19 protein-coding genes, 1 tRNA gene and 1 pseudogene are annotated in these 23,252 nt (G+C 64.7%); 12 read left to right on the top strand and 9 right to left on the bottom strand.

From position 1 onward, the window contains the following. Nucleotides 1–75: 75 nt before the first annotated feature. Complete coding sequence (zwf, locus tag L810_RS37940) at nt 76–1,545, bottom strand: glucose-6-phosphate dehydrogenase (RefSeq protein ID WP_021163442.1); 1,470 nt, start codon at nt 1,543–1,545, stop codon at nt 76–78. Nucleotides 1,546–1,977: 432 nt separating this feature from the next. On the opposite strand from zwf, the gene L810_RS37935 reads away from it, so the two are divergent. From L810_RS37935 to L810_RS37920, 4 genes are all read left to right on the top strand, one after another. Next, nucleotides 1,978–3,225 carry an ABC transporter substrate-binding protein gene (locus L810_RS37935; protein ID WP_021163441.1) on the top strand — a complete coding sequence of 416 codons (1,248 nt, stop codon included), beginning with the start codon at nt 1,978–1,980 and terminating at the stop codon, nt 3,223–3,225. 138 nt (nt 3,226–3,363) lie between these two features. After that, on the top strand, nt 3,364–4,302 hold the full coding sequence (locus tag L810_RS37930) for a carbohydrate ABC transporter permease (protein WP_042977917.1): 939 nt from the start codon (nt 3,364–3,366) through the stop codon (nt 4,300–4,302). After that, a complete protein-coding gene (locus L810_RS37925) occupies nt 4,292–5,149 on the top strand; it encodes a carbohydrate ABC transporter permease (RefSeq protein ID WP_011544828.1) in 858 nt (285 codons plus the stop codon). Before L810_RS37930 ends, L810_RS37925 begins: the two co-directional genes overlap by 11 nt. A gap of 112 nt (nt 5,150–5,261) precedes the next feature. Next, complete coding sequence (locus L810_RS37920; protein WP_021163438.1) at nt 5,262–6,380, top strand: ABC transporter ATP-binding protein; 1,119 nt, start codon at nt 5,262–5,264, stop codon at nt 6,378–6,380. Between the two features lie 252 nt (nt 6,381–6,632). Here the strand turns inward: L810_RS37920 and L810_RS47810 are convergent, their stop codons facing one another. The 6 genes from L810_RS47810 to trxB form a co-directional block, all read right to left on the bottom strand. Then, nucleotides 6,633–6,992, bottom strand: coding sequence for a hypothetical protein (locus L810_RS47810; RefSeq protein ID WP_155635045.1), 360 nt, complete (start codon nt 6,990–6,992; stop codon nt 6,633–6,635). A gap of 115 nt (nt 6,993–7,107) precedes the next feature. Further along, nucleotides 7,108–8,265 (bottom strand): JmjC domain-containing protein, encoded by a 1,158-nt coding sequence (locus L810_RS37915; protein ID WP_042977915.1) that lies wholly within the window; start codon nt 8,263–8,265, stop codon nt 7,108–7,110. Nucleotides 8,266–8,310: 45 nt separating this feature from the next. After that, the gene (locus L810_RS37910) at nt 8,311–8,577 is read right to left on the bottom strand and encodes a hypothetical protein (protein ID WP_042977914.1); all 267 of its coding nucleotides are present in this window, start codon (nt 8,575–8,577) and stop codon (nt 8,311–8,313) included. A 288-nt stretch (nt 8,578–8,865) separates the two neighbouring features. Further along, nucleotides 8,866–9,489 (bottom strand): trimeric intracellular cation channel family protein, encoded by a 624-nt coding sequence (locus L810_RS37905; protein WP_011351253.1) that lies wholly within the window; start codon nt 9,487–9,489, stop codon nt 8,866–8,868. Beyond that, a complete protein-coding gene (locus L810_RS37900; RefSeq protein ID WP_021163437.1) occupies nt 9,476–10,255 on the bottom strand; it encodes a Smr/MutS family protein in 780 nt (259 codons plus the stop codon). Before L810_RS37900 ends, L810_RS37905 begins: the two co-directional genes overlap by 14 nt. 136 nt (nt 10,256–10,391) lie before the next feature. Next, nucleotides 10,392–11,354 (bottom strand): thioredoxin-disulfide reductase, encoded by a 963-nt coding sequence (gene trxB, locus L810_RS37895; protein WP_021163435.1) that lies wholly within the window; start codon nt 11,352–11,354, stop codon nt 10,392–10,394. A gap of 412 nt (nt 11,355–11,766) precedes the next feature. On the opposite strand from trxB, the gene L810_RS37890 reads away from it, so the two are divergent. The 3 genes from L810_RS37890 to L810_RS37880 all read left to right on the top strand — a co-directional run bounded on the left by L810_RS37890 (nt 11,767) and on the right by L810_RS37880 (nt 16,338). Beyond that, nucleotides 11,767–14,076, top strand: coding sequence for a DNA translocase FtsK (locus L810_RS37890; protein ID WP_021163434.1), 2,310 nt, complete (start codon nt 11,767–11,769; stop codon nt 14,074–14,076). A gap of 46 nt (nt 14,077–14,122) precedes the next feature. After that, on the top strand, nt 14,123–14,812 hold the full coding sequence (lolA, locus tag L810_RS37885; protein ID WP_021163433.1) for an outer membrane lipoprotein chaperone LolA: 690 nt from the start codon (nt 14,123–14,125) through the stop codon (nt 14,810–14,812). A 215-nt stretch (nt 14,813–15,027) separates the two neighbouring features. Then, complete coding sequence (locus L810_RS37880) at nt 15,028–16,338, top strand: replication-associated recombination protein A (RefSeq protein ID WP_021163432.1); 1,311 nt, start codon at nt 15,028–15,030, stop codon at nt 16,336–16,338. Between the two features lie 39 nt (nt 16,339–16,377). Here the strand turns inward: L810_RS37880 and L810_RS37875 are convergent, their stop codons facing one another. Next, nucleotides 16,378–16,644: a DUF2164 domain-containing protein gene (locus L810_RS37875; RefSeq protein WP_021163431.1), complete on the bottom strand. Its 267-nt coding sequence runs from the start codon at nt 16,642–16,644 to the stop codon at nt 16,378–16,380. Between the two features lie 264 nt (nt 16,645–16,908). Between L810_RS37875 and serS the strand changes: the two genes are divergently transcribed. From serS to L810_RS37860, 3 genes are all read left to right on the top strand, one after another. Further along, a complete protein-coding gene (gene serS, locus L810_RS37870) occupies nt 16,909–18,210 on the top strand; it encodes a serine--tRNA ligase (RefSeq protein ID WP_021163430.1) in 1,302 nt (433 codons plus the stop codon). A gap of 136 nt (nt 18,211–18,346) precedes the next feature. Further along, a tRNA-Ser gene (locus L810_RS37865) sits at nt 18,347–18,437 on the top strand. A gap of 318 nt (nt 18,438–18,755) precedes the next feature. After that, the gene (locus L810_RS37860) at nt 18,756–20,291 is read left to right on the top strand and encodes a methyl-accepting chemotaxis protein (protein WP_021163429.1); all 1,536 of its coding nucleotides are present in this window, start codon (nt 18,756–18,758) and stop codon (nt 20,289–20,291) included. 105 nt (nt 20,292–20,396) lie between these two features. Here the strand turns inward: L810_RS37860 and L810_RS37855 are convergent, their stop codons facing one another. Continuing rightward, entirely contained in the window at nt 20,397–21,557 is a 1,161-nt protein-coding gene (locus L810_RS37855) for an alkane 1-monooxygenase (RefSeq protein ID WP_021163428.1), read from the bottom strand. A 664-nt stretch (nt 21,558–22,221) separates the two neighbouring features. Between L810_RS37855 and L810_RS37850 the strand changes: the two genes are divergently transcribed. Continuing rightward, a complete protein-coding gene (locus tag L810_RS37850; RefSeq protein WP_021163425.1) occupies nt 22,222–22,734 on the top strand; it encodes a GNAT family N-acetyltransferase in 513 nt (170 codons plus the stop codon). Between the two features lie 181 nt (nt 22,735–22,915). Continuing rightward, nucleotides 22,916–23,252 (top strand): annotated as a pseudogene (locus L810_RS37845) (septum site-determining protein MinC); the annotation flags it as partial.

The raw sequence follows: 23,252 nt of genomic DNA, 5'->3' as shown, positions 1-23,252 counted from the left end.
TCTCCTCCGGACTGCTTTGTCTGTTCAAATCGTACGAATCGTGATGTACGGTGGCGTACGCGGCAACGGTTTGTATCAGTTTTCTTCTTCGAGCCAGCAGGTGTCGTGCTGCGCGAGCATCGCGCTCGACGCGGCCGGCCCCCATGTACCCGCCGCATACGGCTTCGGCGGTTTCAGCGTGCGTGCCCATTCGTTCAGGATCGGCTCGACCCACTGCCAGGCGGCTTCCTGTTCGTCGCGACGAACGAACAGCGCGAGCCGGCCGTTGATCACGTCGAGCAGCAGGCGCTGGTACGCCTCCATCTGCCCTTCCTTGAAGAACTGGTCGAACGCGAGGTCGAGGTGCACGCTCGCGAGGTTCATCCCTTCGCCCGGCTGCTTGGCGAGGCAGTACAGGCGAATCGTCTCGTTCGGCTGCAGCCGGATCACGAGACGGTTCGCACCGGGGCGCAGCGCGGTCGGCCCCAGCGCCGAGTGCGGCACCGGGCGGAAATTGACGACGATCTCCGCGACGCGGTCGGCCAGCCGCTTGCCGGTGCGCAGGAAGAACGGCACGCCGGCCCAGCGCCAGTTCTCGATCTCGACCTTCAGCGCGACGAAGGTTTCGGTCTGGCTGTCGGGCTTCACGCCTGGCTCGGTCGCGTAGGCCGGCACCTGCGCGCCCTTGATCACGCCCGCATGATACTGGCCGCGCACGGCAACCTTGCCGATGTCGCGCGGATCGATCGGCTTCAGCGCGCGCAGCACGCGCAGCTTCTCGTCGCGCACCGAATCCGAATCCATCGAATGCGGCGGCTCCATCGCGACGATCGACAGCAGCTGCAGCAGGTGGTTCTGCACCATGTCGCGCAGCGCGCCCGTATTGTCGTAGAAATCGCCGCGCGCCTCGACGCCGAGCTCTTCCGCGATCGTGATCTGGATGCTCTCGACCCATTCGCGGCGCCACAGCGGCTCGAACAGCGCATTGCCGAAACGTAGCGCGAGCAGGTTCTGTACCGGCTCCTTGCCGAGGTAGTGGTCGATCCGGTAGATCTGGCCTTCCGCGAAGATCTCGCCGACCGCGTCGTTGATCGCATTCGACGACTTCAGGTCGTAGCCGAGCGGCTTCTCGAGCACGATGCGCGAGCCTTCGTTCAGGCCGACCGACGCGAGCGCCTTGCAGATCGGCACGAACAGCGACGGGCCCGTCGCGAGATAGAACACGCGGATGCCGGGCAGCGATGCGATCGCGTCGCGCAGCACGACGTAGTCTTCCGCACGGCCGAGGTCGAGCTTTACATACTCGATGCGATCGAGGAAGGACTTCCACGCGGTTTCGTCGAGCGCCTTGCCGGCGGCTTTCTCCGCGTGCGGCTTCACGTGCGTGTCGACCCATTCGAGATAACCCGCACGATCCGATTCGTGACGCGCCACGGCGACGATCCGGCCGCTCTCCGCCAGCATGTTCGCACGGTGCGCTTCGAACAGCGCGGGCAGGATCTTGCGCATCGACAGATCGCCGGTGCCGCCGAAAAGTACGAAGGTAAAGCTGGAATCGGTATGCATGTGTCTCCGCCGTGTTGGGGGTGCTGGGAAGCGATCCGTAGTGCGATAAAAATATTTTTGACACTGAATTGTAGTTTAACTACAATCCGCCGCAAGGGGTAGCACCTGGGTGAAGAAAAAAAGAAGTGCGGTCGATGAACTGCGCGAGCTTCGCCTTCGGGAACGCCTTGTGCCGAATGTTATCGGACATTGACGGCGCGCATCGTCCGCGCGCCGTTAGCCCCGGGCTCGCGCCGCAGCATCGCGGCGGGCCAGAAACACAAAGAGGAGACACGCCGTTGAATCTCGATTCACGCTTTCTGTAAGAGCCCGGCCGGTCATCGGCCCCGTACGCTGCATGCGTCCCGCGGCTCGATTTCCCCGTCGTTTATCAAGAAGCCGGTTCCCGGTCAGGGAACCTCACGAGTTGATTCAGTCTGGAGGAGATAAGTAATGAAAGTTCGCTCGATCATGGGCGCGCTCTGCGCGGCAGGTCTGATGGCTGGCGCCGTGGCGGCGCAGGCAGCCGAGAATGTAACGGTGCTGCACTGGTGGACCTCGGGCGGCGAGTCGAAGGCCGTCGGCGTGCTGAAGGACGACGTGCAGAAGCAGGGCTACGTGTGGAAGGACTTCGCGGTCGCGGGCGGCGCGGGCGCAGCGGCAATGACCGCGCTGAAGACCAAGGTGATCAGCGGCGACGCACCGTCGGCCGCGCAGATCAAGGGCCCGCTGATCCAGGACTGGGCCGACCAGGGCGTGCTCGTCAACATCGATTCCGCTGCCGGCGACTGGAAGCAGAACCTGCCGCCGGAAATCGACAAGATCATCAAGTACAAGGGCCACACCGTCGCGGCGCCGTTCTCGGTGCACCGCGTGAACTGGCTGTACATCAACAAGGCCGCGCTCGACAAGGTCGGCGCGAAGGTGCCGACCACCTGGCCTGAATTCTTCGCGGTGGCCGACAAGCTGAAGGCCGCGGGTATCCAGCCGGTCGCGATGGGCGGCCAGCCGTGGCAGGACCTGACGCTGTGGGAAGACGTCGTGCTGTCGCAGGGCCCGGCGTTCTACAAGAAGGCGCTGGTCGACCTCGACCAGGCGACGTTGACGTCGCCGCAGATGCTGTCCGTGTTCGACACGGTGCGCAAGATCCAGGGTTACTTCGATACCGGCCGTAACGGCCGCGACTGGAACCTCGCGACCGCGATGGTCATCAACGGCAAGGCCGGCATGCAGTTCATGGGCGACTGGGCGAAGGGCGAGTTCGAGAACGCCGGCAAGAAGGCGGGCAAGGACTACGTCTGCGCGCCGGTGCCGGGCACCGCGAATTCGTACACGTTCAACGTCGACTCGTTCGTGTTCTTCCAGCAGAAGGGCGAGAAGAACGCGACGCCGGGCCAGCTCGCACTCGCGAAGACGATCATGACGCCGGACTTCCAGGAGCAGTTCAGCCTGCTGAAGGGCTCGGTGCCCGTGCGTCTCGGCGTGAAGATGGACAAGTTCGACGATTGCGCGAAGAAGTCGTACGCCGACGAGCAGACCGCGATCAAGTCGGGCGGCTTCGTGCCGTCGCTCGCACACGGCATGGCGCAGAGCGATGCGACCGCCGGCGCGATCACCGACGTCGTGACGAAGTTCATGAACTCGCAGCAGGATTCGAAGAGCGCGGTCGCCGCGCTCGCGAAGGCCGCGAAGGTCAAGTAACGCGCGCCAGGCGCCCGGCCGGAAACGCTTCATCGGCCGGGCGTTTTTGCATGTGCAGCAAACGGGCTCGCCCGCGGGCCCGTGTCGTACCCGGCGCCGGCACGGCCTGCGTCGCCCTCGTTCCAGGAGTCGAATCAAGTGGCTGCCCCTCTTAGCGGAAACGGATCCGGCGCTGCCGCCGCACGGCGTACGTCGCCGATGTCGGCCTTCGCCGATCGCTGGATCCCGAAGCTCGTGCTCGCGCCGAGCGTCGCGATCGCCGTGGTGTTCATCTACGGCTTCATCCTGATTACCGGCTATCTGTCGCTGACCCGCTCGCGGCTGTTGCCCAACTACGAATTCGACGGCTTCGGCCGTTACACGGACCTGTTCCAGAACGACGTGTGGTGGACCTCCGCCGCGAACCTCGGCTGGTTCGGGATTCCGTTCATCGCGATCTGCGTGGGGCTCGGCCTGTTCCTCGCGATCCTGCTCGACCAGCGGATCCGCAACGAAGGCGCGCTGCGCGCGATCTTCCTGTACCCGATGGCGCTGTCGTTCATCGTCACGGGCACCGCATGGCAGTGGATCCTGAACCCGGGCCTCGGCCTCGAGAAGGTGATGCACGACTGGGGCTGGACGAGCTTCTCGTTCGGCTGGCTCGACGATCCGGACAAGGCGATCTTCTGCGTGGTGATCGCGGCCGTGTGGCAGTCGACCGGCTTCGTGATGGCGCTGTTCCTCGCGGGGCTGCGCGGCGTCGACGCCGAGATCTTCAAGGCCGCGCAGGTCGATGGCGCGACGCTGCCCACCATTTACCGCAAGATCGTGATCCCGAGCATGCGCCCGGTGTTCTTCTCGGTGCTGCTGATCCTCTGCCACATCACGATCAAGACCTTCGACCTCGTCGTCGCGCTGACGGCGGGCGGGCCGGGCACGTCGTCGTCGCTGCCGGCCATGTTCATGTACACGTTTTCGTTCAACCGCGGCCAGCTCGGGCTCGGCGCGGCATCCTCGGTGATGATGCTCGCGACCGTGGTGGCGGTGCTGGTGCCGCTGATGTATATGGAATCGAGGAGCACCCGCAATGCAGCCTAAGATGACGATCAGCCGGGCAGTGATCTACGCGGCACTGATCCTGTTCGCGCTGTATTTCCTGTTCCCGATCTACGTGATGCTGTCGACGTCGTTCAAGGACCTCGACCAGCTGCGCACCGGCAACCTCTTGACGCCGCCCACCACGTGGACCGTCGACCCGTGGGTGAAGGCGTGGAGCGGCGCCTGTACCGGCGTGCGCTGCGACGGCATGAAACCGTTCTTCCTGAACTCGCTGCAGATGGTGATCCCGGCCGTGCTGATCTCGTCGCTGATCGGCGCGTTCAACGGCTACGTGCTCACGCACTGGCGCTTTCGCGGCGCCGACGCGCTGTTCACGATGATGCTGGTCGGCTGCTTCATCCCGTTCCAGGTGATCCTGCTGCCGATGGCGCGCCTGCAGGGGATGCTGGGCCTCGCGAACACGATTCCGGGCCTCGTGTTCGTGCACGTCGTGTACGGGATCGCGTTCACGACGATGTTCTTCCGCAACTTCTACGTGAGCGTGCCGGCCGAGCTGGTGAAGGCCGCGCGCATCGACGGCGCGGGTTTCTTCACGATCTTCACGAAGATCCTGCTGCCGGTGTCGCTGCCGATCTTCATGGTGTGCCTGATCTGGCAGTTCACGCAGATCTGGAACGACTTCCTGTTCGGGATCGTGTTCTCCGGCGTCGATTCGATGCCGATCACGGTTGCGCTGAACAACCTCGTCAACACGTCGACGGGCGTGAAGGAATACAACGTCGACATGGCCGGCGCGATCATCGCCGCGCTGCCGACGCTGCTCGTCTACATCGTCGCCGGCCGCTACTTCGTGCGCGGGCTGACGGCGGGCGCGGTGAAGGGGTAGGCGCGGCTTTATCCGATACGACGAACCGGCCGCGCACCACGCGCGGCGCATCGAAACGAACCCGACGCGGCGCCCGAGTGCGCCGCGCGAGACGAGACAGAGGATTCACAGCATGGCAAGCCTTTCCATCCGTGACGTGTACAAGACCTACCCGAACGGGGTGCCGGTCCTGAAGGGTGTCGACATCGAGATCGAGGACGGACAGTTCCTGATCCTGGTCGGCGGTTCGGGCTGCGGGAAATCGACGCTGCTCAACATGATCGCCGGGCTCGAGACGGTCACGAGCGGCGAGATCTGCATCGACGGCAAGGTCGTCAACGACCTGTCGCCGAAGGATCGCGACATCGCGATGGTGTTCCAGTCGTACGCGCTGTACCCGTCGATGACGGTGCGCGAGAACATCTCGTTCGGCCTGAACATCCGCAAGGTGCCGAAGAGCGAACAGCAGCAGATCGTCGACCGCGTGTCGCAGATGCTGCAGATCCAGCACCTGCTCGACCGCAAGCCGGGCCAGCTGTCCGGCGGCCAGCGCCAGCGTGTCGCGATGGGCCGCGCGCTCGCCCGCGATCCGTCGCTGTTCCTGTTCGACGAGCCGCTGTCGAACCTCGACGCGAAGCTGCGCATCGAGATGCGCGCGGAAATCAAGCTGCTGCACCAGCGCCTCGGCACGACGATCGTCTACGTGACGCACGACCAGATCGAGGCGATGACGCTCGGCGACCGGATCGCTGTGATGAAGGACGGCGTGGTCCAGCAGTTCGGCGCGCCGCAGGAGATCTACGATTCGCCGTCGAACCTGTTCGTCGCGGGCTTCATCGGCGCGCCGCCGATGAACTTCATCAACGGCAAGCTGGTCGAGCAGGGCAGCGGGATCGCGCTCGAGATCGACACGGGCCTCGCGCGCAGCGCGCTGAACCTGCCGTTCGACGCGAAGCGGATGAACGGCCACGTCGGCCGCGAGGTGATCCTCGGGCTGCGTCCGGAGCGCATCACCGATGCGCGCAACGCCCACCACGGCGAGGCGTCGAAGCTGCAGCCGATCGACGTGCGCGTCGACGTGACCGAGCCGACCGGGCCGGACACGCACGTGTTCGCGCAGGTGAACGGCAAGCGGATCGTGAGCCGCGTGCATCCGGCCGCGAACCCGCAGCCGGGGCAGACGCAGTCGCTGCTGTTCGACGTGTCGAAGGCCGTGCTGTTCGATCCGGCTTCGGAAGAGCGGATCGCGTGACGTCGCACGTCTCACCGAGAAAGCAAAGGGCCGTCATATCTCTGACGGCCCTTTGCGTTTTCGGCGGGCGATGCCGGTACTCACTGCCGATACGCGCAACTTCCGGGCGTCGGCGAACGCGCTCCGAATTTTCATAAGTGCGAAAAAACATCTCGTTTCCCCACCTTGTACCTTCCACGGGCGTGATGAGAGAGTTTCGCCAGATCCTCGGTCACTAGGCAAAAAATAGCGTCACGAGTTGATGAAACGACGTCAATCGACCTGACGAAAGCGACGGTTGGATTTCAGTTTCCTACGAACATCGGGGGCAAATATAACGGAGCCTAGAACGGAGAGCATGAGTAAGCTCAGGTAGACCGAGGCAGCGCTTAGAATCGGTACGAACAGCATTCTATGTCCTGCAGAGAACAGGTTGAGTGAAAAGAAGATGGGGAACAGCACAAGGAATGGAACAAAAATGGACGCAACGAAGCATTGCCGGTAGCGTTTCTTTGTGTGATCTTTCGAGGTTAGTTTTGCGCTATCGATAACGGAATGAATTTCATTTTCGGAAGTGGATTTCAGCTCTGGAACAATCATTCGAAGGATGAACAGGAATGGGATTGTTTTCATCGCCGTTTTCGGGTGTAAGTAAGTATTTTCGGAAGTGTCGGGCGGAACGAGATCGAATGGTCGTGGCCTTGAGAAATGGCTGAATTGGTGTCCGGTGAAAATTTGACGTGTCGCGTCACGAGTGGGCTATCTCAATAATATCCTGGTGACAGAGGTCGGTTATTAATTTTGCGATTTGATTCCCGTCGAGCTCGGGGTGGCGGAATTTTAAATCATTCATTAAGATTCCTGGATTTTCGATGATCGTTGTAATCAATGGAATACTTTGTGTGCTGAGGCTAACCTTGGTTCCGTTTGCTATAATGTAGTGGTCGGCAAGACCGTGGTATGGTGCCTGCGTTGCAATTCGCAAAGGTGTTTGGTCGCTTATCACATCAATTTGACCATTGCCAAAAATATCTATTGCAAGTGGGGTCTCAATTCGAGTTGCTCCAATGAATTCGTCGATGAATCTTGCGTATGTTTTGGGGTCCATGATCAAAGAGTTCAAGTCCTTTGCGAGGGTGCCCATCAAGTCACTATCTTGCTCCCCACCGATAAGTGCCTTTCTAGCAGATAGAAAATCCTGCATTTGGGCCACGATCCAACTCAGATAATCAATCGCATATGCTGGGAAGGTACCCAGAGCCAGATGGAACGTTCCACCGCCGAGCGGTAACGGGTTGTGCCACCATCCACGTGGAATGTACAAAACGTCACCAGGCTCCAGGACAGTGTCCATATACGCTTCGGAGGGGCAGGGGTGTAGGTGCTCGTAGTCTCTGCTTTGTTGGGTGTAGAGAGGTAGCTCTAAAGACGGTTCATATAGAATCCAGCGCTTACGTCCGATGAGTTGTATGGCAAAGACATCGCGGGTATCCCAATGACAGCGATAGGAATCCTTCGTCCCAAACGCCGCATATGCGCTACTTACAATCCGCCGTTCAGTGTACTGTGCGATAGCGCGTGCGAACTTATATATCAGCGGCTCATCGGTAATTTTATTCGCGATCAACGTCGCGCCTTTGCGCAGGAAGTCATATACGACAGGCTTGATCAACCGATGCCGTAGCGTTCCGACGTCCAGATAGCTCTCGACGTACTCATGCTTTGGACGGATTCCATTATATGAAATTTTGAAATCCTTCGAGGAGGCATCGCTTCTTGCAAGAATTTCGTTTGCATCTCTCCAGGAGAAATTCTTGGTCGAAGCTGCCCCCCTCATAAGGAGGGGCTTCTTTTCTTGATATTGACTCTCGAATATCGAGGGTTCAACGGAAAATTGAATGCTCACGAAGTTTCCTTCCGGGTATTTTAGTGTCGTGAAGCGTCTGGCATTTTAATGGTAGTTGCAGCCCGAGTAGTCCGTGCCAGCTGGTTCACGTCCGAATGTGCCGCCGCTTGCAGAGAAACCTGCGCCCGCAGCCACTCCGATTCCAAAACCGATCGCGCCGCCGACCATGCCGCCTACGGGGCCCCCGATCACGCCGCCGATGCCAAAGCCTGCGACAGCACCTGCCCAGCCGGTTGCCGCACTCATGGCGATATCACCTGCCCAAGTGGCGCCAGAAACGAGATCCAGTTCCCTGATGGTCAATTCCCTCATCCGATATTTCTCCTTCAAATTTATTTGGATAACTAATCGATAAACGTTTATTACGAATTGCTTTCGCAGTGTTGCGCAATCGACGGATGTTTGCAACCAGTTTATTTTGAGATTTCCGCCTGGAGTCGTCGCGTTACATTTGATCAGTGAGAGGTGACATCGTGAGGGCTGTTGATGCGTTCGAAGGCGCGAAACGACCTAATGTTCTCGACGCCGCATGGGGGATTCGCCTCGAGCGAAGTTAAGCGGTGGACTGCCGAGATGGGGCGCTGCGGTGGATCGAGCCGCTCAGTGCGGCAGCCGCACGTCGAACTTGAAGGTCGCGAGCCGAGCGACGAGGATGAATCCGGTCGCGAGCAGCACGCTGTACACGGAATCGAACTGCAGCCACACGAGCAGCAGGTAGAACCAGCAGCCGACGAACGCGCAGGTCGCGTACGGCCGCGAATCGCGCAGGATCAGCGGGATGTCGTTGCACAGCACGTCGCGGATGATCCCGCCGACCACGCCGGTAATCACGCCCATCATCACCGCGATGAAGCGCGGCATCTCGGCATCGAGCGCGATCGCCGTGCCCGAGATGCTGAAGATCCCGAGCCCGATCGCATCGGCGACGAGCAGCAGCCGCTCGGCCGACAGCCGCGACAGCATGCGCAGCACGAACGGCGCGAACAGCGCGAGCACGAAGATCGCGATCACGTAGTCGTCGTGCACGACCCAGTAGAACGGCCGGCGCTCGAGCAGGATGTCGCGCAGCGTGCCGCCGCCGAACGCGGTGGCGAGCGCGACGACGAACGTGCCGACCGAATCGAGACGGTTCTTGCGCGCCTCGATGAAGCCCGAGATCGCAAAGGCCAGCGTGGCGATCGCCTCCAGTATCGCGATCGCGAGCGTCAGCCTAGGATGCGGCACGCGGCCCCCGGTCGGCGGGTGCCGCGAACGGCTGCAGCAGGACCAGCACCGCGCCCGCGCCGCCGTCGTGGCCGCGCGCCTCGCAGAACGCGATCACTTCCTCCTTCTGCACGAGCCACGCGCGCACCTTGCCCTTCAGCACGGGTTCCTTGCCGATCGAGCCGAGCCCCTTGCCGTGAATCACGCGCAGGCAGCGCAACCCTTTCTTGCCGGCTTCGCGGATGAATTCGGCGAGCGCGTCGCGCGCCTCGTCGCGCCGCATCCCGTGCAGGTCGATCTGCGCCTGCACGATCCACGCGCCGCTCCTCAGCTTGCGCACGACGTCGCGGCTGATGCCGGGGCGGTGGTAATACAGCGAGTCGTCGCTGTCGAGCAGCGTCTCGGGATCGAATTCGTCGGACAGCGTCGCGTTCAGCACGGCTTCCTCGTCGCGCTGCGTCTGCTTCGGCACCGGGTCGGGCGGCGTGCGGCCGGCGGCCGCGCGCGGCGGGGCATTGAGCGGCTGGATCGCGCCGATCTCGTTGCGGAACAGGTTCGCGTCGGCTTCCGCCTTGCGCTCGGCCTTGGCCGTTTCGACGCGTTGGCGTTCGCGGCGATCGGCTTCGCCTTGCAGCGACTTGCGCAACGCGCCGAGGCCCGCGAGCCCCTGGCCGCGCAATGCGGCGGGATCGGGCGCGGGCGCCGGCACGACGGGCGCGGGGTTCGCGGGACGGGCGGCGATCTGCCGCTTCGCGGGATCGCTCGGATGGGGCTGGTTCTTCGCCATGATTCGGTACGCAGGGCAGGCGCGTTCGGGCGCGCGGGCAAAAAAAAGCCGCTGCACGGCGGCAGCGGCTTTCCGGTCGAGCCCGCTTCGCGGCAGCGGACGCCATTGTAGCGCCCGGCGCGAGCGGTCTCGCGGCTTACTTCTTGTCGTGCAGGCTTTCGAGGTAGCGCTGCGCGTCGAGCGCGGCCATGCAGCCCGTGCCCGCGCTGGTGATTGCCTGGCGGTACACGTTGTCCTGCACGTCGCCGGCGGCGAACACGCCCGGCACGCTCGTCGACGTCGCGTTGCCGTGCAGGCCGCTCTTCGTCAGGATGTAGCCGTCCTTCATCTCGAGCTGGCCCTGGAACAGGTCGGTGTTCGGCTTGTGGCCGATCGCGACGAACACGCCCTGCACGCTGAGGTCTTCCGTCGCACCGGTCTTCACGTTCTTGATGCGCAGGCCCGTGACGCCCGAATCCTCGCCGGTCACTTCGTCGAGCACGTGATCCCACTTGATCACGACGGCGCCTTCCTTTTCCTTTTCCAGCAGGCGGTCGATCAGGATCGGCTCCGCGCGGAACTTGTCACGGCGATGGATCACCGTGACCTTCTTCGCGATGCCCGTCAGGTAGAGCGCTTCCTCGACGGCCGTGTTGCCGCCGCCGATCACCGCGACTTCCTGGCCGCGATAGAAGAAGCCGTCGCAGGTCGCGCAGGCCGACACGCCCTTGCCCATGAAGTGTTCTTCGGACGGCAGGCCGAGATACTGCGCGGACGCGCCGGTCGCGATGATCAGCGAGTCGCACGTGTATTCGCCCGAGTCGCCGATCAGGCGGATCGGCTGCTCGTGCAGCTTCGCGGTGTGGATGTGGTCGAACACGATTTCGGTGTTGAAGCGCTCGGCGTGCTCGAGGAAGCGCGCCATCAGCTCCGGACCCTGCACGCCTTTCGCGTCGGCCGGCCAGTTTTCGACGTCGGTCGTGGTCATCAGCTGGCCGCCCTGCGCGATGCCGGTGATCAGCACCGGGGACAGGTTGGCACGTGCCGCGTAGACGGCAGCCGTGTAGCCGGCGGGGCCGGAACCGAGAATCAGGACTTTGGCGTGTTTGGGCGTGGACATGTGCGAATCCGTAAAAGTCGGCTGCGGCGGGCGGGGTAGGGCTCGCCGTACGATCCGGGTTGACCGGGATGCCGTCATAGATGGGTATCAGACGCGCATTATAAAGGCCCCGTTGCTGCGTTGCCGAACGAGAGTTTCAATCGCGGCGATAGTGTCTCGCGGCGCAACGGTCGCGCATCCGGGGCGGGCGGGGCGTGGCACCCGCCCGGGGCGGCGCGGCTGCGGGCGGGCGGCCGGACCGCGCACCGGAGTGAAAGGCAGAAAGGGCTGCCGCGGAGAGCATGCGCCGCGCCGGCCGTACCTCGGCCCTGTTATGTAACCGTCATTTACACTTGGCGGCCCGGTGCAGCGCTTACAATATGCGGGATCGAACGACAGGCGGGCGCGCAGCCCGTCCTCTTTATACGGATTCATGGCAAAAGCTCCTTATTCCGCCCAGGCACAGGCGTTGCCGCACCGGATGTCGAAGCTCCTCACGGAGATCCGCTGGATTCTCCAGGTCGCGCTCTGCGCATTTCTGGTGATGGCCCTGCTGAGCTACAGCCGGCGCGATCCGAGCTGGACGCACGCCGCCCAGGTGGACCACATCTCGAACTGGGCCGGCCGCGTCGGCGCCTGGACGGCCGACATCATCCTGCTGCTGTTCGGCCTGTCGGCCTACTGGCTGATCGTGCCGCTCGCGCGGCGCATCGCCGTCAACTACCGCCGCATCACGCGTCACGAGGCGGTCGTGGACGAACCCGAGCGGCCGATCGGCTGGCTCACCGAAATCTTCGCGTTCGTGCTCGTCGTGCTGGCGTGCGACGGCATCGAGGCGCTGCGCATGTGGTCGCTGAAGGTGCAGTTGCCGCGCGCGCCGGGCGGCGTGATCGGCGAGGCCGTGGCGGGCGCGATGTCGCACGCGTTCGGCTTCACCGGCGGCACGCTGCTGCTGCTGATCCTGCTCGCGATCGGCCTGTCGCTGTATTTCCGCTTCTCGTGGCTGTCGGTCGCCGAGCGCGTCGGCGGTGCGATCCTGTCCGCCGTCAATGTCGCGAAGCTGCGCCGCGAGGCCGAGCGCGACCGCAAGCTCGGCGAGGCCGCGGCCGTGCGCCGCGAAGGCAAGGTCGAAGAGGAACGCGTGCGCATCGAGGATCACGAGCCCGTGACGATCGTGCCGCCGGTCGTCACGCCGGCGAAGTCCGAGCGCGTCGAGCGCGAGCGCCAGGTGCCGCTCTTCACCGACCTGCCGGGCGATTCGACGCTGCCGCCGGTGTCGCTGCTCGACCCCGCGCCGAAGGCGCAGGAGGCGATTTCGGCCGATACCCTCGAATTCACGTCGCGCCTGATCGAGAAGAAGCTGAAGGATTTCGGCGTCGAGGCGAGCGTCGTGGCCGCGTATCCGGGCCCGGTCGTCACGCGCTACGAGATCGAGCCGGCCACCGGCGTGAAGGGCAGCCAGATCGTCAATCTCGCGAAGGATCTCGCGCGCTCGCTGTCGCTCGTGTCGATCCGCGTCGTCGAGACGATTCCCGGCAAGAACTACATGGCGCTCGAACTGCCGAACCAGCGCCGCCAGACGGTTCACCTGTCCGAGATCATCGGTTCCGAGGTGTACGCGGCCGCATCGTCGGCGCTCACGCTCAGCCTCGGCAAGGACATCGGCGGCAAGCCGGTGTGCGCGGATCTCGCGAAGATGCCGCACCTGCTGGTCGCCGGTACGACCGGCTCGGGCAAGTCGGTCGGGATCAACGCGATGATCCTGTCGCTGCTGTATAAAGCGACCGCCGAGCAGGTGCGCCTGATCCTGATCGATCCGAAGATGCTCGAAATGAGCGTCTACGAAGGCATTCCGCACCTGCTGTGCCCGGTCGTCACCGACATGCGCCAGGCCGGCCACGCGCTGAACTGGACGGTCGCGGAGATGGAGCGCCGCTACAAGCTGATGAGCAAGCTCGGCGTGCGCAACCTCGCGGGCTACAACAACAAGATCGACGAGGCCGCGAAGCGCGAGGAGAAACTGCCGAACCCGTTCAGCCTGACGCCGGAAGATCCCGAGCCGCTCGGCCGCCTGCCGAACATCGTCGTGGTGATCGACGAGCTGGCCGACCTGATGATGGTCGTCGGCAAGAAGGTCGAGGAACTGATTGCACGGATTGCGCAGAAGGCGCGCGCGGCCGGCATCCACCTGATCCTCGCGACGCAGCGTCCGTCGGTCGACGTGATCACGGGCCTCATCAAGGCGAACGTGCCGACCCGGATCGCATTCCAGGTGTCGTCGAAGATCGACTCGCGCACGATTCTCGACCAGATGGGCGCCGAATCGCTGCTCGGGATGGGCGACATGCTGTACCTGCCGCCGGGCAGCGGGCTGCCGGTGCGCGTGCACGGCGCGTTCGTCGCCGACGACGAAGTGCACCGCGTCGTCGAGAAGCTCAAGGAGCAAGGCGAGCCGAACTACGTCGAAGGGCTGCTCGAGGGCGGCACCGCCGACGGCGACGAGGGCTCGGCCGGCGCGGGAACCGGCGAAGGCGGCGGCGAGTCTGATCCGCTGTACGACCAGGCGGTCGAGATCGTCATCAAGAACCGCCGTGCGTCGATCTCGCTCGTGCAGCGGCACCTGCGGATCGGCTACAACCGCGCGGCGCGGCTGCTCGAGCAGATGGAGCAGTCGGGGCTCGTGTCGGCGATGTCGTCGAGCGGCAACCGCGAAATTCTTGTGCCGGCGCGCGACGCGGAATGAGTCCGCGGCGTTCGCGGCGCCGGCCACCCAGGGAGAAAACCGCAATATGCAGCAACATTCGTTCGCAATGTCTCTTCGTTCGACGCGGCGCTGGCTCGGCGCGGCGCTCGCCGGCGCATCGCTGATGCTCGCGGCGACGCACGCGTTCGCGGGCGGCACCGAGCAACTGAAGGCGTTCGTGTCGCAGGTGCGTTCGGCGAAGGGCGACTTCACGCAGCAGATCGTCAAGGCACCGGCGAAGGGCGCGAGCGCCGCGCAGGCCGTGCCGAAGCCCACCGACAATTCGAGCGGCACGTTCGTGTTCGCGCGCCCGGGCAAGTTCATCTGGACGTACCAGAAGCCGTACCAGCAGGTGCTGCAGGCCGACGGCGAGAAGCTCTACGTGTATGACCGCGACCTGAACCAGGTGACCGAGCGCAAGCTGAACGGCGCGCTGGGCGCGAGCCCGGCCGCAATCCTGTTCGGCAGCAACGATCTCGACAAGAGCTACACGCTGCGCGATGCCGGCGAGAAGGGCGGCATCGAGTGGCTCGAGATGCTGCCGAAGGCGCAGGATACGCAGTTCCAGCGGATCGGCATCGGCTTTCGCAACGGCACGCTCGCCGCGATGGAGCTGCACGACGTGTTCGGCAACGTCACGCTGCTGACGTTTACGAACATCCAGACGAATCCGCCGCTGAAGGGCGATACGTTCAAGTTCGTCGTGCCGAAGGGCGCCGACGTGATTACCGGCTGACCGGCGCCGCACGCCGCTTTTTCGCAACGGGCCTGCCGGCGACGGCAGGCCCGTGTTGTTTTCGGGCGCGGGCACCGGGCGCGGGCACCAGGCGCGGGCACCAGGCACGGGCAGCAGGCACGGGCAGCAGGCACGGCGGTGCCGTCGCGCGGCTGTCATAATGTCGGGTCCGGCGGCCGGTTCGGCCGCGACCGTTTGATGTGGAGCGAGGGTTCATGTCCGATCTGTTTCAAGTCGAGCCGCGCCGCCCGCTCGCCGAGGCGCTGCGGCCGAAGACGCTCGCCGAGGTGATCGGCCAGACGCATTTGCTGGGCGAAGGCAAGCCGCTGCGGCTCGCGTTCGAATCGGGCAAGCCGCATTCGATGATCCTGTGGGGGCCGCCCGGCGTCGGCAAGACGACGCTCGCGCGGCTCACCGCGCTCGCGTTCGACTGCGAATTCATCGCGCTGTCGGCGGTGCTTGGCGGCGTGAAGGACATCCGCGAGTCGATGGAGCAGGCGAAGGACACGCTGAACCGCACCGGCCGCCACACGATCCTGTTCGTCGACGAGATCCACCGCTTCAACAAGGGGCAGCAGGACGCGTTGCTGCCGTTCGTCGAGTCGGGGCTCGTGACCTTCATCGGCGCCACGACCGAGAACCCGAGCTTCGAGGTCAATTCGGCGTTGCTGTCGCGTGCGCAGGTGTACGTGCTGAAGTCGCTGGACGACGACGAAATGCGCCAGTTGTTGAAGCGCGCACAGGAAATCGCGCTCGACGGCCTCGCGTTCGACGACAAGGCGATCGATACGCTGGTCGGTTATGCGGACGGCGACGCGCGGCGCTTCCTGAACCTGCTCGAGCAGGCGCAGACGGCGGCCACGTCGGCCGGCGTCGCGACGATCGACGCCGATTTCGTCAGCAGCGCGATGACGCTGAACGCGCGGCGCTTCGACAAGGGCGGCGACAACTTCTACGACCAGATCTCGGCGCTGCACAAGTCGGTGCGCGGTTCGAGCCCGGACGGTGCGCTGTACTGGTTCTGCCGGATGATCGACGGCGGCGCGGATCCGAAGTACCTCGCGCGGCGGATCGTGCGGATGGCGTGGGAAGACATCGGCCTGGCCGACCCGCGCGCGCTGCAGGTGGCGAACGACGCGGCCGAAACCTACGAGCGGCTCGGCTCGCCGGAAGGCGAGCTCGCGCTCGGGCAGGCGGTGATCTATCTCGCGTGCGCGGCGAAGAGCAACGCGGGTTACAACGCGTTCAACCAGGCGATGGCGTTCGTGAAGCAGGACAAGTCGCGCGAGGTGCCCGTGCACCTGCGCAACGCGCCGACCAGGCTGATGAAGGAACTCGGCTACGGTCACGCGTATCGCTACGCGCACGACGAGCCGAATGCGTATGCGGCCGGCGAGACGTACCTGCCGGACGGGATGCGCGAACCGCGCTGGTACAAGCCGGTGCCGCGCGGGCTCGAATCGAAGATCGCCGACAAGCTCGCGTGGCTGCGCGAACTCGATCGCGAAGCCGGCAAGAAGGACTGACGGCGCGGCCCGGGGCGGCCGGCGTGGTCGTGGCTCGCGTCAGCGCTTGCGTGCCGGCTGCTTCTTCCAGTAGTCGAACGGCTCCTGATGGCATTCGATGTCGAGTTCGGCGATGCGCGTGTGCAGGCTCGACTGCGCGTCGGCGATCGCGAGGTTGTAGATCACCGGGCCGATCTCCTCGACGAAGAAGTGCAGCAGCGCGCCGGCCTGGATATTGCCGATCGGCTCGTCCATGTTTTCTGTGAAATAGCGTTGCAGTGACGCGATCGCGCGGTCGCGTATTTCCTTGTCCAGTTCGATGGCCATCGGGTTCCTTGGGGTGCTGTGACGTGGGGCGGGCGCCTCGCTCGATGCGCCGCCGCGGGCCCGCGCGGGCGCTTCGCGATCCGCGGCGCTTCGATGCGGGCGCGATTTCGCGGGTGACGACGGGCAGGCCGGCAACGCGATACTGCCATGGCCGTCGCGCCACGGTCATCGCCCGTTTGCAGCATAGTCCGTCCGTCCAGTGCCTTGGCGGCCCTGCGGTGCGTTAGAATTCCCGTCTTACACAACGATTTTCCAAGTCCTCCCATGCTCGACATCCAGTTGCTGCGCAAAGACCTCGACGGCGTCGCGAAGCGCCTCGCCGATCGCGGCTACACCCTCGACATCGCCGCGTTCTCCGCCCTCGAAGCGGAACGCCGCGCGATCCAGACCCGCACCGAAGAGCTCCAGGCGCGCCGCAACAGCCTGTCGAAGCAGATCGGTGCGATGAAGGGGAAGGGCGAGGACACATCGGCCGTGATGGCCGAGGTCGGCGGGATCGGCGACGAAATGAAGGCGGGGGAAGCCAAGCTCGGCGACATCCAGGCGCGCCTGTCCGACCTGATGCTCGGTATGCCGAACGTCGCGCATGAAAGCGTGCCGGTCGGCAAGGACGAAGCCGACAACGTCGAGGTGCGCCGCTGGGGCACGCCGCGCCAGTTCGACTTCGAGGTGAAGGATCACGTCGACGTCGGCACGCCGCTCGGCCTCGATTTCGAGACCGGCGCAAAGCTCGCCGGCGCGCGCTTCACGATGCTGCGCGGCTCGATCGCGCGCCTGCACCGCGCGCTCGCGCAGTTCATGATCGACACGCACACGCAGCAGCACGGCTACACCGAAGCCTATACGCCGTACATCGTGAACCCCGAGATCCTGTACGGTACGGGCCAGCTGCCGAAGTTCGCGGACGACATGTTCCGCGTCGAGAAGGGCGGAGAGGAGAACAAGGTCACGCAATACCTGATCTCCACGTCGGAAATCTCGCTGACGAACACCGTGCGCGAGTCGATCGTCGAAGGCTCCGCGCTGCCGATCAAGCTGACCGCGCATTCGCCGTGCTTCCGCTCGGAAGCCGGTTCGTATGGCCGCGACACGCGCGGGATGATCCGCCAGCACCAGTTCGACAAGGTCGAGATGGTGCAGGTCGTCGCGCCGGATGCGTCGTACGCGGCGCTCGACGAGATGGTCGGCCATGCGGAAGCGATCCTGCAGAAGCTCGGCCTGCCGTACCGCGTGATCACGCTGTGCACGGGCGACATGGGCTTCTCGGCCGCGAAGACGTTCGACCTCGAAGTGTGGCTGCCTGCGCAGAACACCTATCGCGAGATCTCGAGTTGCTCGAATACCGAGGCGTTCCAGGCGCGCCGGATGCAGGCGCGTTTCCGCAACGCGCAGGGCAAGCCGGAACTCGTGCATACGCTCAACGGTTCGGGCCTTGCGGTCGGCCGCACGCTCGTCGCTGTGCTGGAGAACTACCAGAACGCGGACGGCTCGGTCACGGTGCCGGAAGTGCTGCGTCCGTACATGGGCGGCATCGAGCGTATCGACGCGCCGGCACAGGCGTCGTAACGTCGCGCTCCGGCGATCGCTTCAATCCCTCGCAAAAAAATTTGCAAAAAGGGCTTGTGAGATTCGAAGAGATCGTTCTATAATCTTTTCTTTCGCGGAAACGACCAAACGCGAAATGCAGTAAAGCAGCAAGGAAGGAGAGGTGGCAGAGTGGTCGAATGTACCTGACTCGAAATCAGGCGTACGGTTTCCCCGTACCGTGGGTTCGAATCCCACCCTCTCCGCCAAAATACGAAGCCCCTTGATCCGGAAGGATCAAGGGGTTTTTCGTTTTGGGCTTGCTCAATCGTGTGTCTCAAGGCGTGGCGGCGGCAACAGCATCGACCGTCGATGCATCGGAATGTGCCGATGCGATAGCGACCGTGTCCCATACGTCTTGCTGCGCAGTGGGCAGCGTCGGCAGTCCAGCCTGTCCGGATCGCGGGGCGCGTGCTCGTCCTGTCCTTGCCGCTTTCTTCAGCTTTAAGCCCGCGCTTGCTGCGCCGTTAACACGGGGCGGCCGGCGCTCATGCCGGACTGCACCGTTCCCGTCGATCCAAGGTCCCATGAAGCTGAGCTACAAGATTCCCCTCGCATTTGCCGTTGCGCTGCTGCTGATGTTCGGCGGCGCGCTGTACGGCATCCATATTCTCAATCGATCGATCGATACGTTTGCCGACGACGTGCAGACGAACGTCGGCGACGAACGGCTCGTGTCGGCCACGCTCGTGCAGTTCAAGCTGCAAGTGCAGGAATGGAAAGACACGCTGTTGCGCGGCAAGCAGCCCGCGAAGCTCGACCAGTACTGGCAGGCGTTCCAGACGCGCGAGCACACGGTCGATACGCTCGCCGCGCAGCTCGTTCATCAGTTGCCGCCCGGCGAGAGCCGCTCGCTCGTCGAGCAGTTCATGCGTGCGCACACGGCGATGGGCGAGGGTTACCGGCGCGGGTTCGACGCGTTCAAGGCGGCCGGCTTCGAGCCGTCGGCCGGCGATGCCGCCGTGGCGGGCGTCGATCGCGAACCCGCGGTGCTGCTGGAGCGGGCCGCGAAGTCGATTGCCGACGAGAGTGCCGCCGTGTCGGCGCAGGCGAGCCGCGATGCGCAGCACGCCACTGTCGCGAGCCTCGTGCTGATGCTGGTCGTGCTCGGCGTCGCGATGGTCGGTGCGTTCCTGTTCAGCCGCGCGATCCTGCGTCCGCTCGACCGCGCGGTCGCATGCGCGCAGGCCGTCGCCGAGGGCGACCTGACGCGCGACGTCGACGCGGCCGGCCGCGACGAGATCGCCGACCTGCTGCGCGCGTTGCGGACGATGCAGGCGAGCCTGTCGGGCGTCGTGCTCGAAGTGCGTACGCACGCCGAAGCCGTCGCGACGGCGAGCGCACAGATCGCGTCGGGCAATCATGATCTGTCGGCGCGTACCGAGGCACAGGCCGCGTCGCTCGAGGAGACGGCCGCCAGCATGACCGAACTCACGGGCATCGTCCGCCAGTCGGCCGAGCACGCGCAGCACGCGGCGCAGCTGGCGCGCGACGCATCGACGATCGCGGCGGCCGGCGGCGGCGTGATGTCGGATGCCGTCGGCACGATGAACGGCATCGCCGACAGCTCGGCGAAGGTCGGCGAGATCATCGCGGTGATCGACGGCATTGCGTTCCAGACCAACATCCTCGCGCTGAACGCAGCGGTCGAGGCGGCGCGCGCGGGCGAGCAGGGGCGCGGCTTCGCGGTCGTCGCGGCGGAAGTGCGTACGCTCGCGCAGCGCAGCGCCGCCGCCGCGAAGGAGATCAAGGGGCTCATCGAGCAGTCGACGCGGCGGGTCGACGAAGGCGCCGTGCTGATCGGCCGGGCGGGCGAGTCGATTCACGAGATCGTCGGCGCGGTGCAGCGCGTCACGACGATCGTCGGCGAGATCTCGTCCGCGTCGCAGGAGCAGAGCGGCGGCATCCAGCAGGTGAACATCGCGGTCACGCAGATGGACGAAGCGACGCAGCGCAACGCGGCGCTCGTCGAGCAGGCATCGGCCGCGACGCAGGCACTCGCCGAGCAGGCGAGCGCGCTGCGGCATGCGGTTGCCGTGTTCAGGTTGCCGGAAATGGCGTGACGGGGGCGCCGTCGTGCCCGGCTCGAACGAAGCCGGGGGCCGGCGCGGCATCGGCTGTCGGCGGTACGCGCCGACGCCAAGCCACCAGCGGCCCGGCCCACGCGATCAAGCCGTGGCCGGATATTGCGCGAGCACCCGGGCGCGGATCGACGGCTTGATGTTCGATTGCGCCATGTTGCCGCCGTAGTGCGCGACCACCCGCGGATTCATCACGCGATACCAGAGCGGCGGCACGTACGCGAACAGGATCATCGTCGCGTAGCCGGCCGGCAGTTGCGGCGAATCGTCGAAGTGGCGCAGCGCCTGGTACGAGCGCGTCGGATTCGCGTGATGGTCGGCGTGCCGCTGCAGCTGGTACAGGAACAGGTTGGTGACGACGTGATTGCTGTTCCACGAATGCTGCGGCGTGCAGCGTTCGTAGCGGCCGTTCGGCAGCTTGCGGCGGCCGAGCCCGTAGTGCTCGACGTAGTTCACGACTTCGAGCAGCGACGCGCCGTAGACGGCCTGGATCACGAGGAACGGGATCACGACCTTGCCGGCCATCGCGATCGCGATGCCCCACACGACGACGGTCATCGCCCATGCGTGCAGCACCTCGTTGCGCCAGGTCCACGGCGAATGCCCGAGGCGTTCGAGGCGGGCCTTCTCGAGCCGCCACGCGGAGCGGATGCTGCCGGTCACGGTGCGCGGCAGGAAGGCCCAGAACGATTCGCCGTAGCGCGCGCTCGCCGGATCCTCGGCCGTCGCGACACGTACATGGTGGCCGCGATTGTGCTCGACGTAGAAATGGCCGTATGCGACCGGCGCGAGCGTGATCTTCGCGAGCCAGCGCTCGAAGCGGTCGGTCTTGTGCCCGAGTTCATGCGCGGTATTGATCGAGATGCCCGTCGCGGCGCCGAGCGACAGCGCGAAACCGACATAGTCGTACCAGGCGAGCGCGTGCGTGCCGACGATCCATACGCACGCGAAGAACGCGACGTACTCGACGAGGGTCGCGAGATAGACGATCAGCCGGTAGTAGCGCTCCCGTTCGAGGTGCGGCACCTCGGCCTCGGGCGGATTGTCGCGATCGTCGCCGATCAGCGTGTCGAGGATCGGGATCACGCCGAACGCGAACAGCGGGCCGAACCACCAGAACACGTGCAGGCCCGTCGACAGCGCGAGCTGGGCGGCGAGAATCGGCAGCGTGATCGTCAGCGCGCCGAGCAGCCACAGGTAACGCTTGCCATCCGACCAGCCCGAAGCCGATCCGTCGGTCATTGCCATTGTCTCCCTCCTGCCGGCCGGCCCGAAGGCGGCCGCCTGTATGGTTGTTCGAATTCTCGTTGGCCCGCGACGCACGCGCGGTTGAACCGGATCGTCGTCCGGTTCTGCCTGTTATACGACCCATGTGCACGCTTGCCAAACTCCGGCACTAGGCGTGCGGCTCCAAACGGCGGCGCGCGTGCGGCGCAGGCAGGGAAGGGCCCGCGCACGCCGATTGAAACATGCGGGAATGGCCGGATCGGCCCGCGCGGGCGGCAGGTTTGTCAGACGGATGGCGTGCCGTGACGAGGACGGGCATCGACGCTGCGGGTTCGCAACAAATGTTGCGTCGCAATATGCGGAGCGGGATGGCGACCCATGTCGCTTGCTTCGACGTTACCAATATTACGGTTCATTACGCCTTTCATGATGAAATGCACGGGCCCCGACCTGCGGCTGCCTCGTGCCGCAAGGCGACTGGCGCCAGGTGTCGAATGAAGCCGTCGCGGAGGTCGTCCGGTTGCCGCATCGATGCGCCGATGCTGCACCTGCACACGGGTTGGCCGCATGGCCGCCCGCAGTGCCTGCCGCCTTTCGATTCGCGCCGCCATTTGAAAATTACGATTTGACTCATGCCCCGCTTTCGGTTGAAGCTAATAGCTTGCTGTCCGAAGGGTGTGCCTGCATGAGTTCGACCTTGACCGTTCGTCGTATCGTTGCCGACCAGGGCGGCGTGTATCGCGAACTCCGCGCTGCATCGCTGCGCGAGCCCTACGCGCCCGGCGAAGCGCCGGAGGCCGAATTGCTGAACGTCGAAACGGACGCAGCGTCGGCGATCGCCGCGCAGCGCGCCGTGTCCGACGAGTCGACGACTTTCCTGCTGTATACCGAAGGCCATCCGGCCGGCATGATCGGCGCGTATTTCGACAATACGCCCGAGCGGCGTGCGTTCGTCAGCGAGCTGTGGGTCGCGCACGCGGTGCGCCATCTGCGCGGCGGCGTGCTGCTGCTGGAGACGGCCACCGCCTGGCTCGCCGAGCGCGGCGCCCAGGACGTCTACGCGTGGATTGCCGATGCGAACCGCAACGCGATCCGCTTCTACGAGCGCGCGGGTTTCGGCAACACCGGCGAACACGCGCCGATCGCGCGGATGCCCGGCGCGATGAAATCGCTGTACGTGTCGCAGGTGAAACACTGACGCGACGTCAGAACGCGGGCCGCGCGGCGCGATGAAGGTCCGGTCGCCCGCTTGCCAGCCCGCTTGCCAGCCCGCTCTCCGGTTGCGCACCCGCCCGGTGCGCCGCAACCCGGTTCCCCAAAAATAATGGCCGCGCGCGTGGACGCCTGTAAAATACGCAAAAAATTTTTGCAGAGTGTCCATGTCGCTTAAAAAATCGCCATTCTTCGAGCTGCGCAGCGGATCGGTCGATACGTTGCTGTTCACCGTGAAGACGACCGATCTCGATGCGTTGCGTACCGAACTGGTCAAGCGCTTCGAAGCGACTCCCGAGTTTTTCGCCGACGATGTCGTCGCGATCGACGTCCGCCGCCTGGCGGACGGCGAACGTGTCGCGCTGGCGGACATCCGCCAGATGCTGAACGACGTGCGGATGCGCCCGGTGGGTGTCGTCGCGCTGGCCACGCAGGGCTGGGCGGGGGAAGCCGGCCTGCCGCTGCTCGAGGCGCGCGATCGCCGCGCGCCGGCCGCGAAACCGG

Source organism: Burkholderia sp. AU4i, assembly GCF_000466765.1.
Classification (GTDB): Bacteria; Pseudomonadota; Gammaproteobacteria; order Burkholderiales; family Burkholderiaceae; genus Burkholderia; species Burkholderia cepacia.
Note: the sequence above shows the minus strand (reverse complement) of the source record. Positions and strands in the feature narration are given on the sequence as shown.

What these genes read in the sequence shown, in the direction of transcription:
- zwf (WP_021163442.1), bottom strand. Translation starts at nt 1,545, where the DNA reads ATGCATACCGATTCCAGCTTTACCTTCGTACTTTTCGGCGGCACCGGC.
- L810_RS37935 (WP_021163441.1), top strand. Translation starts at nt 1,978, where the DNA reads ATGAAAGTTCGCTCGATCATGGGCGCGCTCTGCGCGGCAGGTCTGATG.
- L810_RS37925 (WP_011544828.1), top strand. Translation starts at nt 4,292, where the DNA reads ATGCAGCCTAAGATGACGATCAGCCGGGCAGTGATCTACGCGGCACTG.
- L810_RS37920 (WP_021163438.1), top strand. Translation starts at nt 5,262, where the DNA reads ATGGCAAGCCTTTCCATCCGTGACGTGTACAAGACCTACCCGAACGGG.
- L810_RS47810 (WP_155635045.1), bottom strand. Translation starts at nt 6,992, where the DNA reads ATGAAAACAATCCCATTCCTGTTCATCCTTCGAATGATTGTTCCAGAG.
- L810_RS37910 (WP_042977914.1), bottom strand. Translation starts at nt 8,577, where the DNA reads ATGAGGGAATTGACCATCAGGGAACTGGATCTCGTTTCTGGCGCCACT.
- L810_RS37900 (WP_021163437.1), bottom strand. Translation starts at nt 10,255, where the DNA reads ATGGCGAAGAACCAGCCCCATCCGAGCGATCCCGCGAAGCGGCAGATC.
- trxB (WP_021163435.1), bottom strand. Translation starts at nt 11,354, where the DNA reads ATGTCCACGCCCAAACACGCCAAAGTCCTGATTCTCGGTTCCGGCCCC.
- L810_RS37890 (WP_021163434.1), top strand. Translation starts at nt 11,767, where the DNA reads ATGGCAAAAGCTCCTTATTCCGCCCAGGCACAGGCGTTGCCGCACCGG.
- lolA (WP_021163433.1), top strand. Translation starts at nt 14,123, where the DNA reads ATGCAGCAACATTCGTTCGCAATGTCTCTTCGTTCGACGCGGCGCTGG.
- L810_RS37880 (WP_021163432.1), top strand. Translation starts at nt 15,028, where the DNA reads ATGTCCGATCTGTTTCAAGTCGAGCCGCGCCGCCCGCTCGCCGAGGCG.
- L810_RS37875 (WP_021163431.1), bottom strand. Translation starts at nt 16,644, where the DNA reads ATGGCCATCGAACTGGACAAGGAAATACGCGACCGCGCGATCGCGTCA.
- serS (WP_021163430.1), top strand. Translation starts at nt 16,909, where the DNA reads ATGCTCGACATCCAGTTGCTGCGCAAAGACCTCGACGGCGTCGCGAAG.
- L810_RS37860 (WP_021163429.1), top strand. Translation starts at nt 18,756, where the DNA reads ATGAAGCTGAGCTACAAGATTCCCCTCGCATTTGCCGTTGCGCTGCTG.
- L810_RS37855 (WP_021163428.1), bottom strand. Translation starts at nt 21,557, where the DNA reads ATGGCAATGACCGACGGATCGGCTTCGGGCTGGTCGGATGGCAAGCGT.
- L810_RS37850 (WP_021163425.1), top strand. Translation starts at nt 22,222, where the DNA reads ATGAGTTCGACCTTGACCGTTCGTCGTATCGTTGCCGACCAGGGCGGC.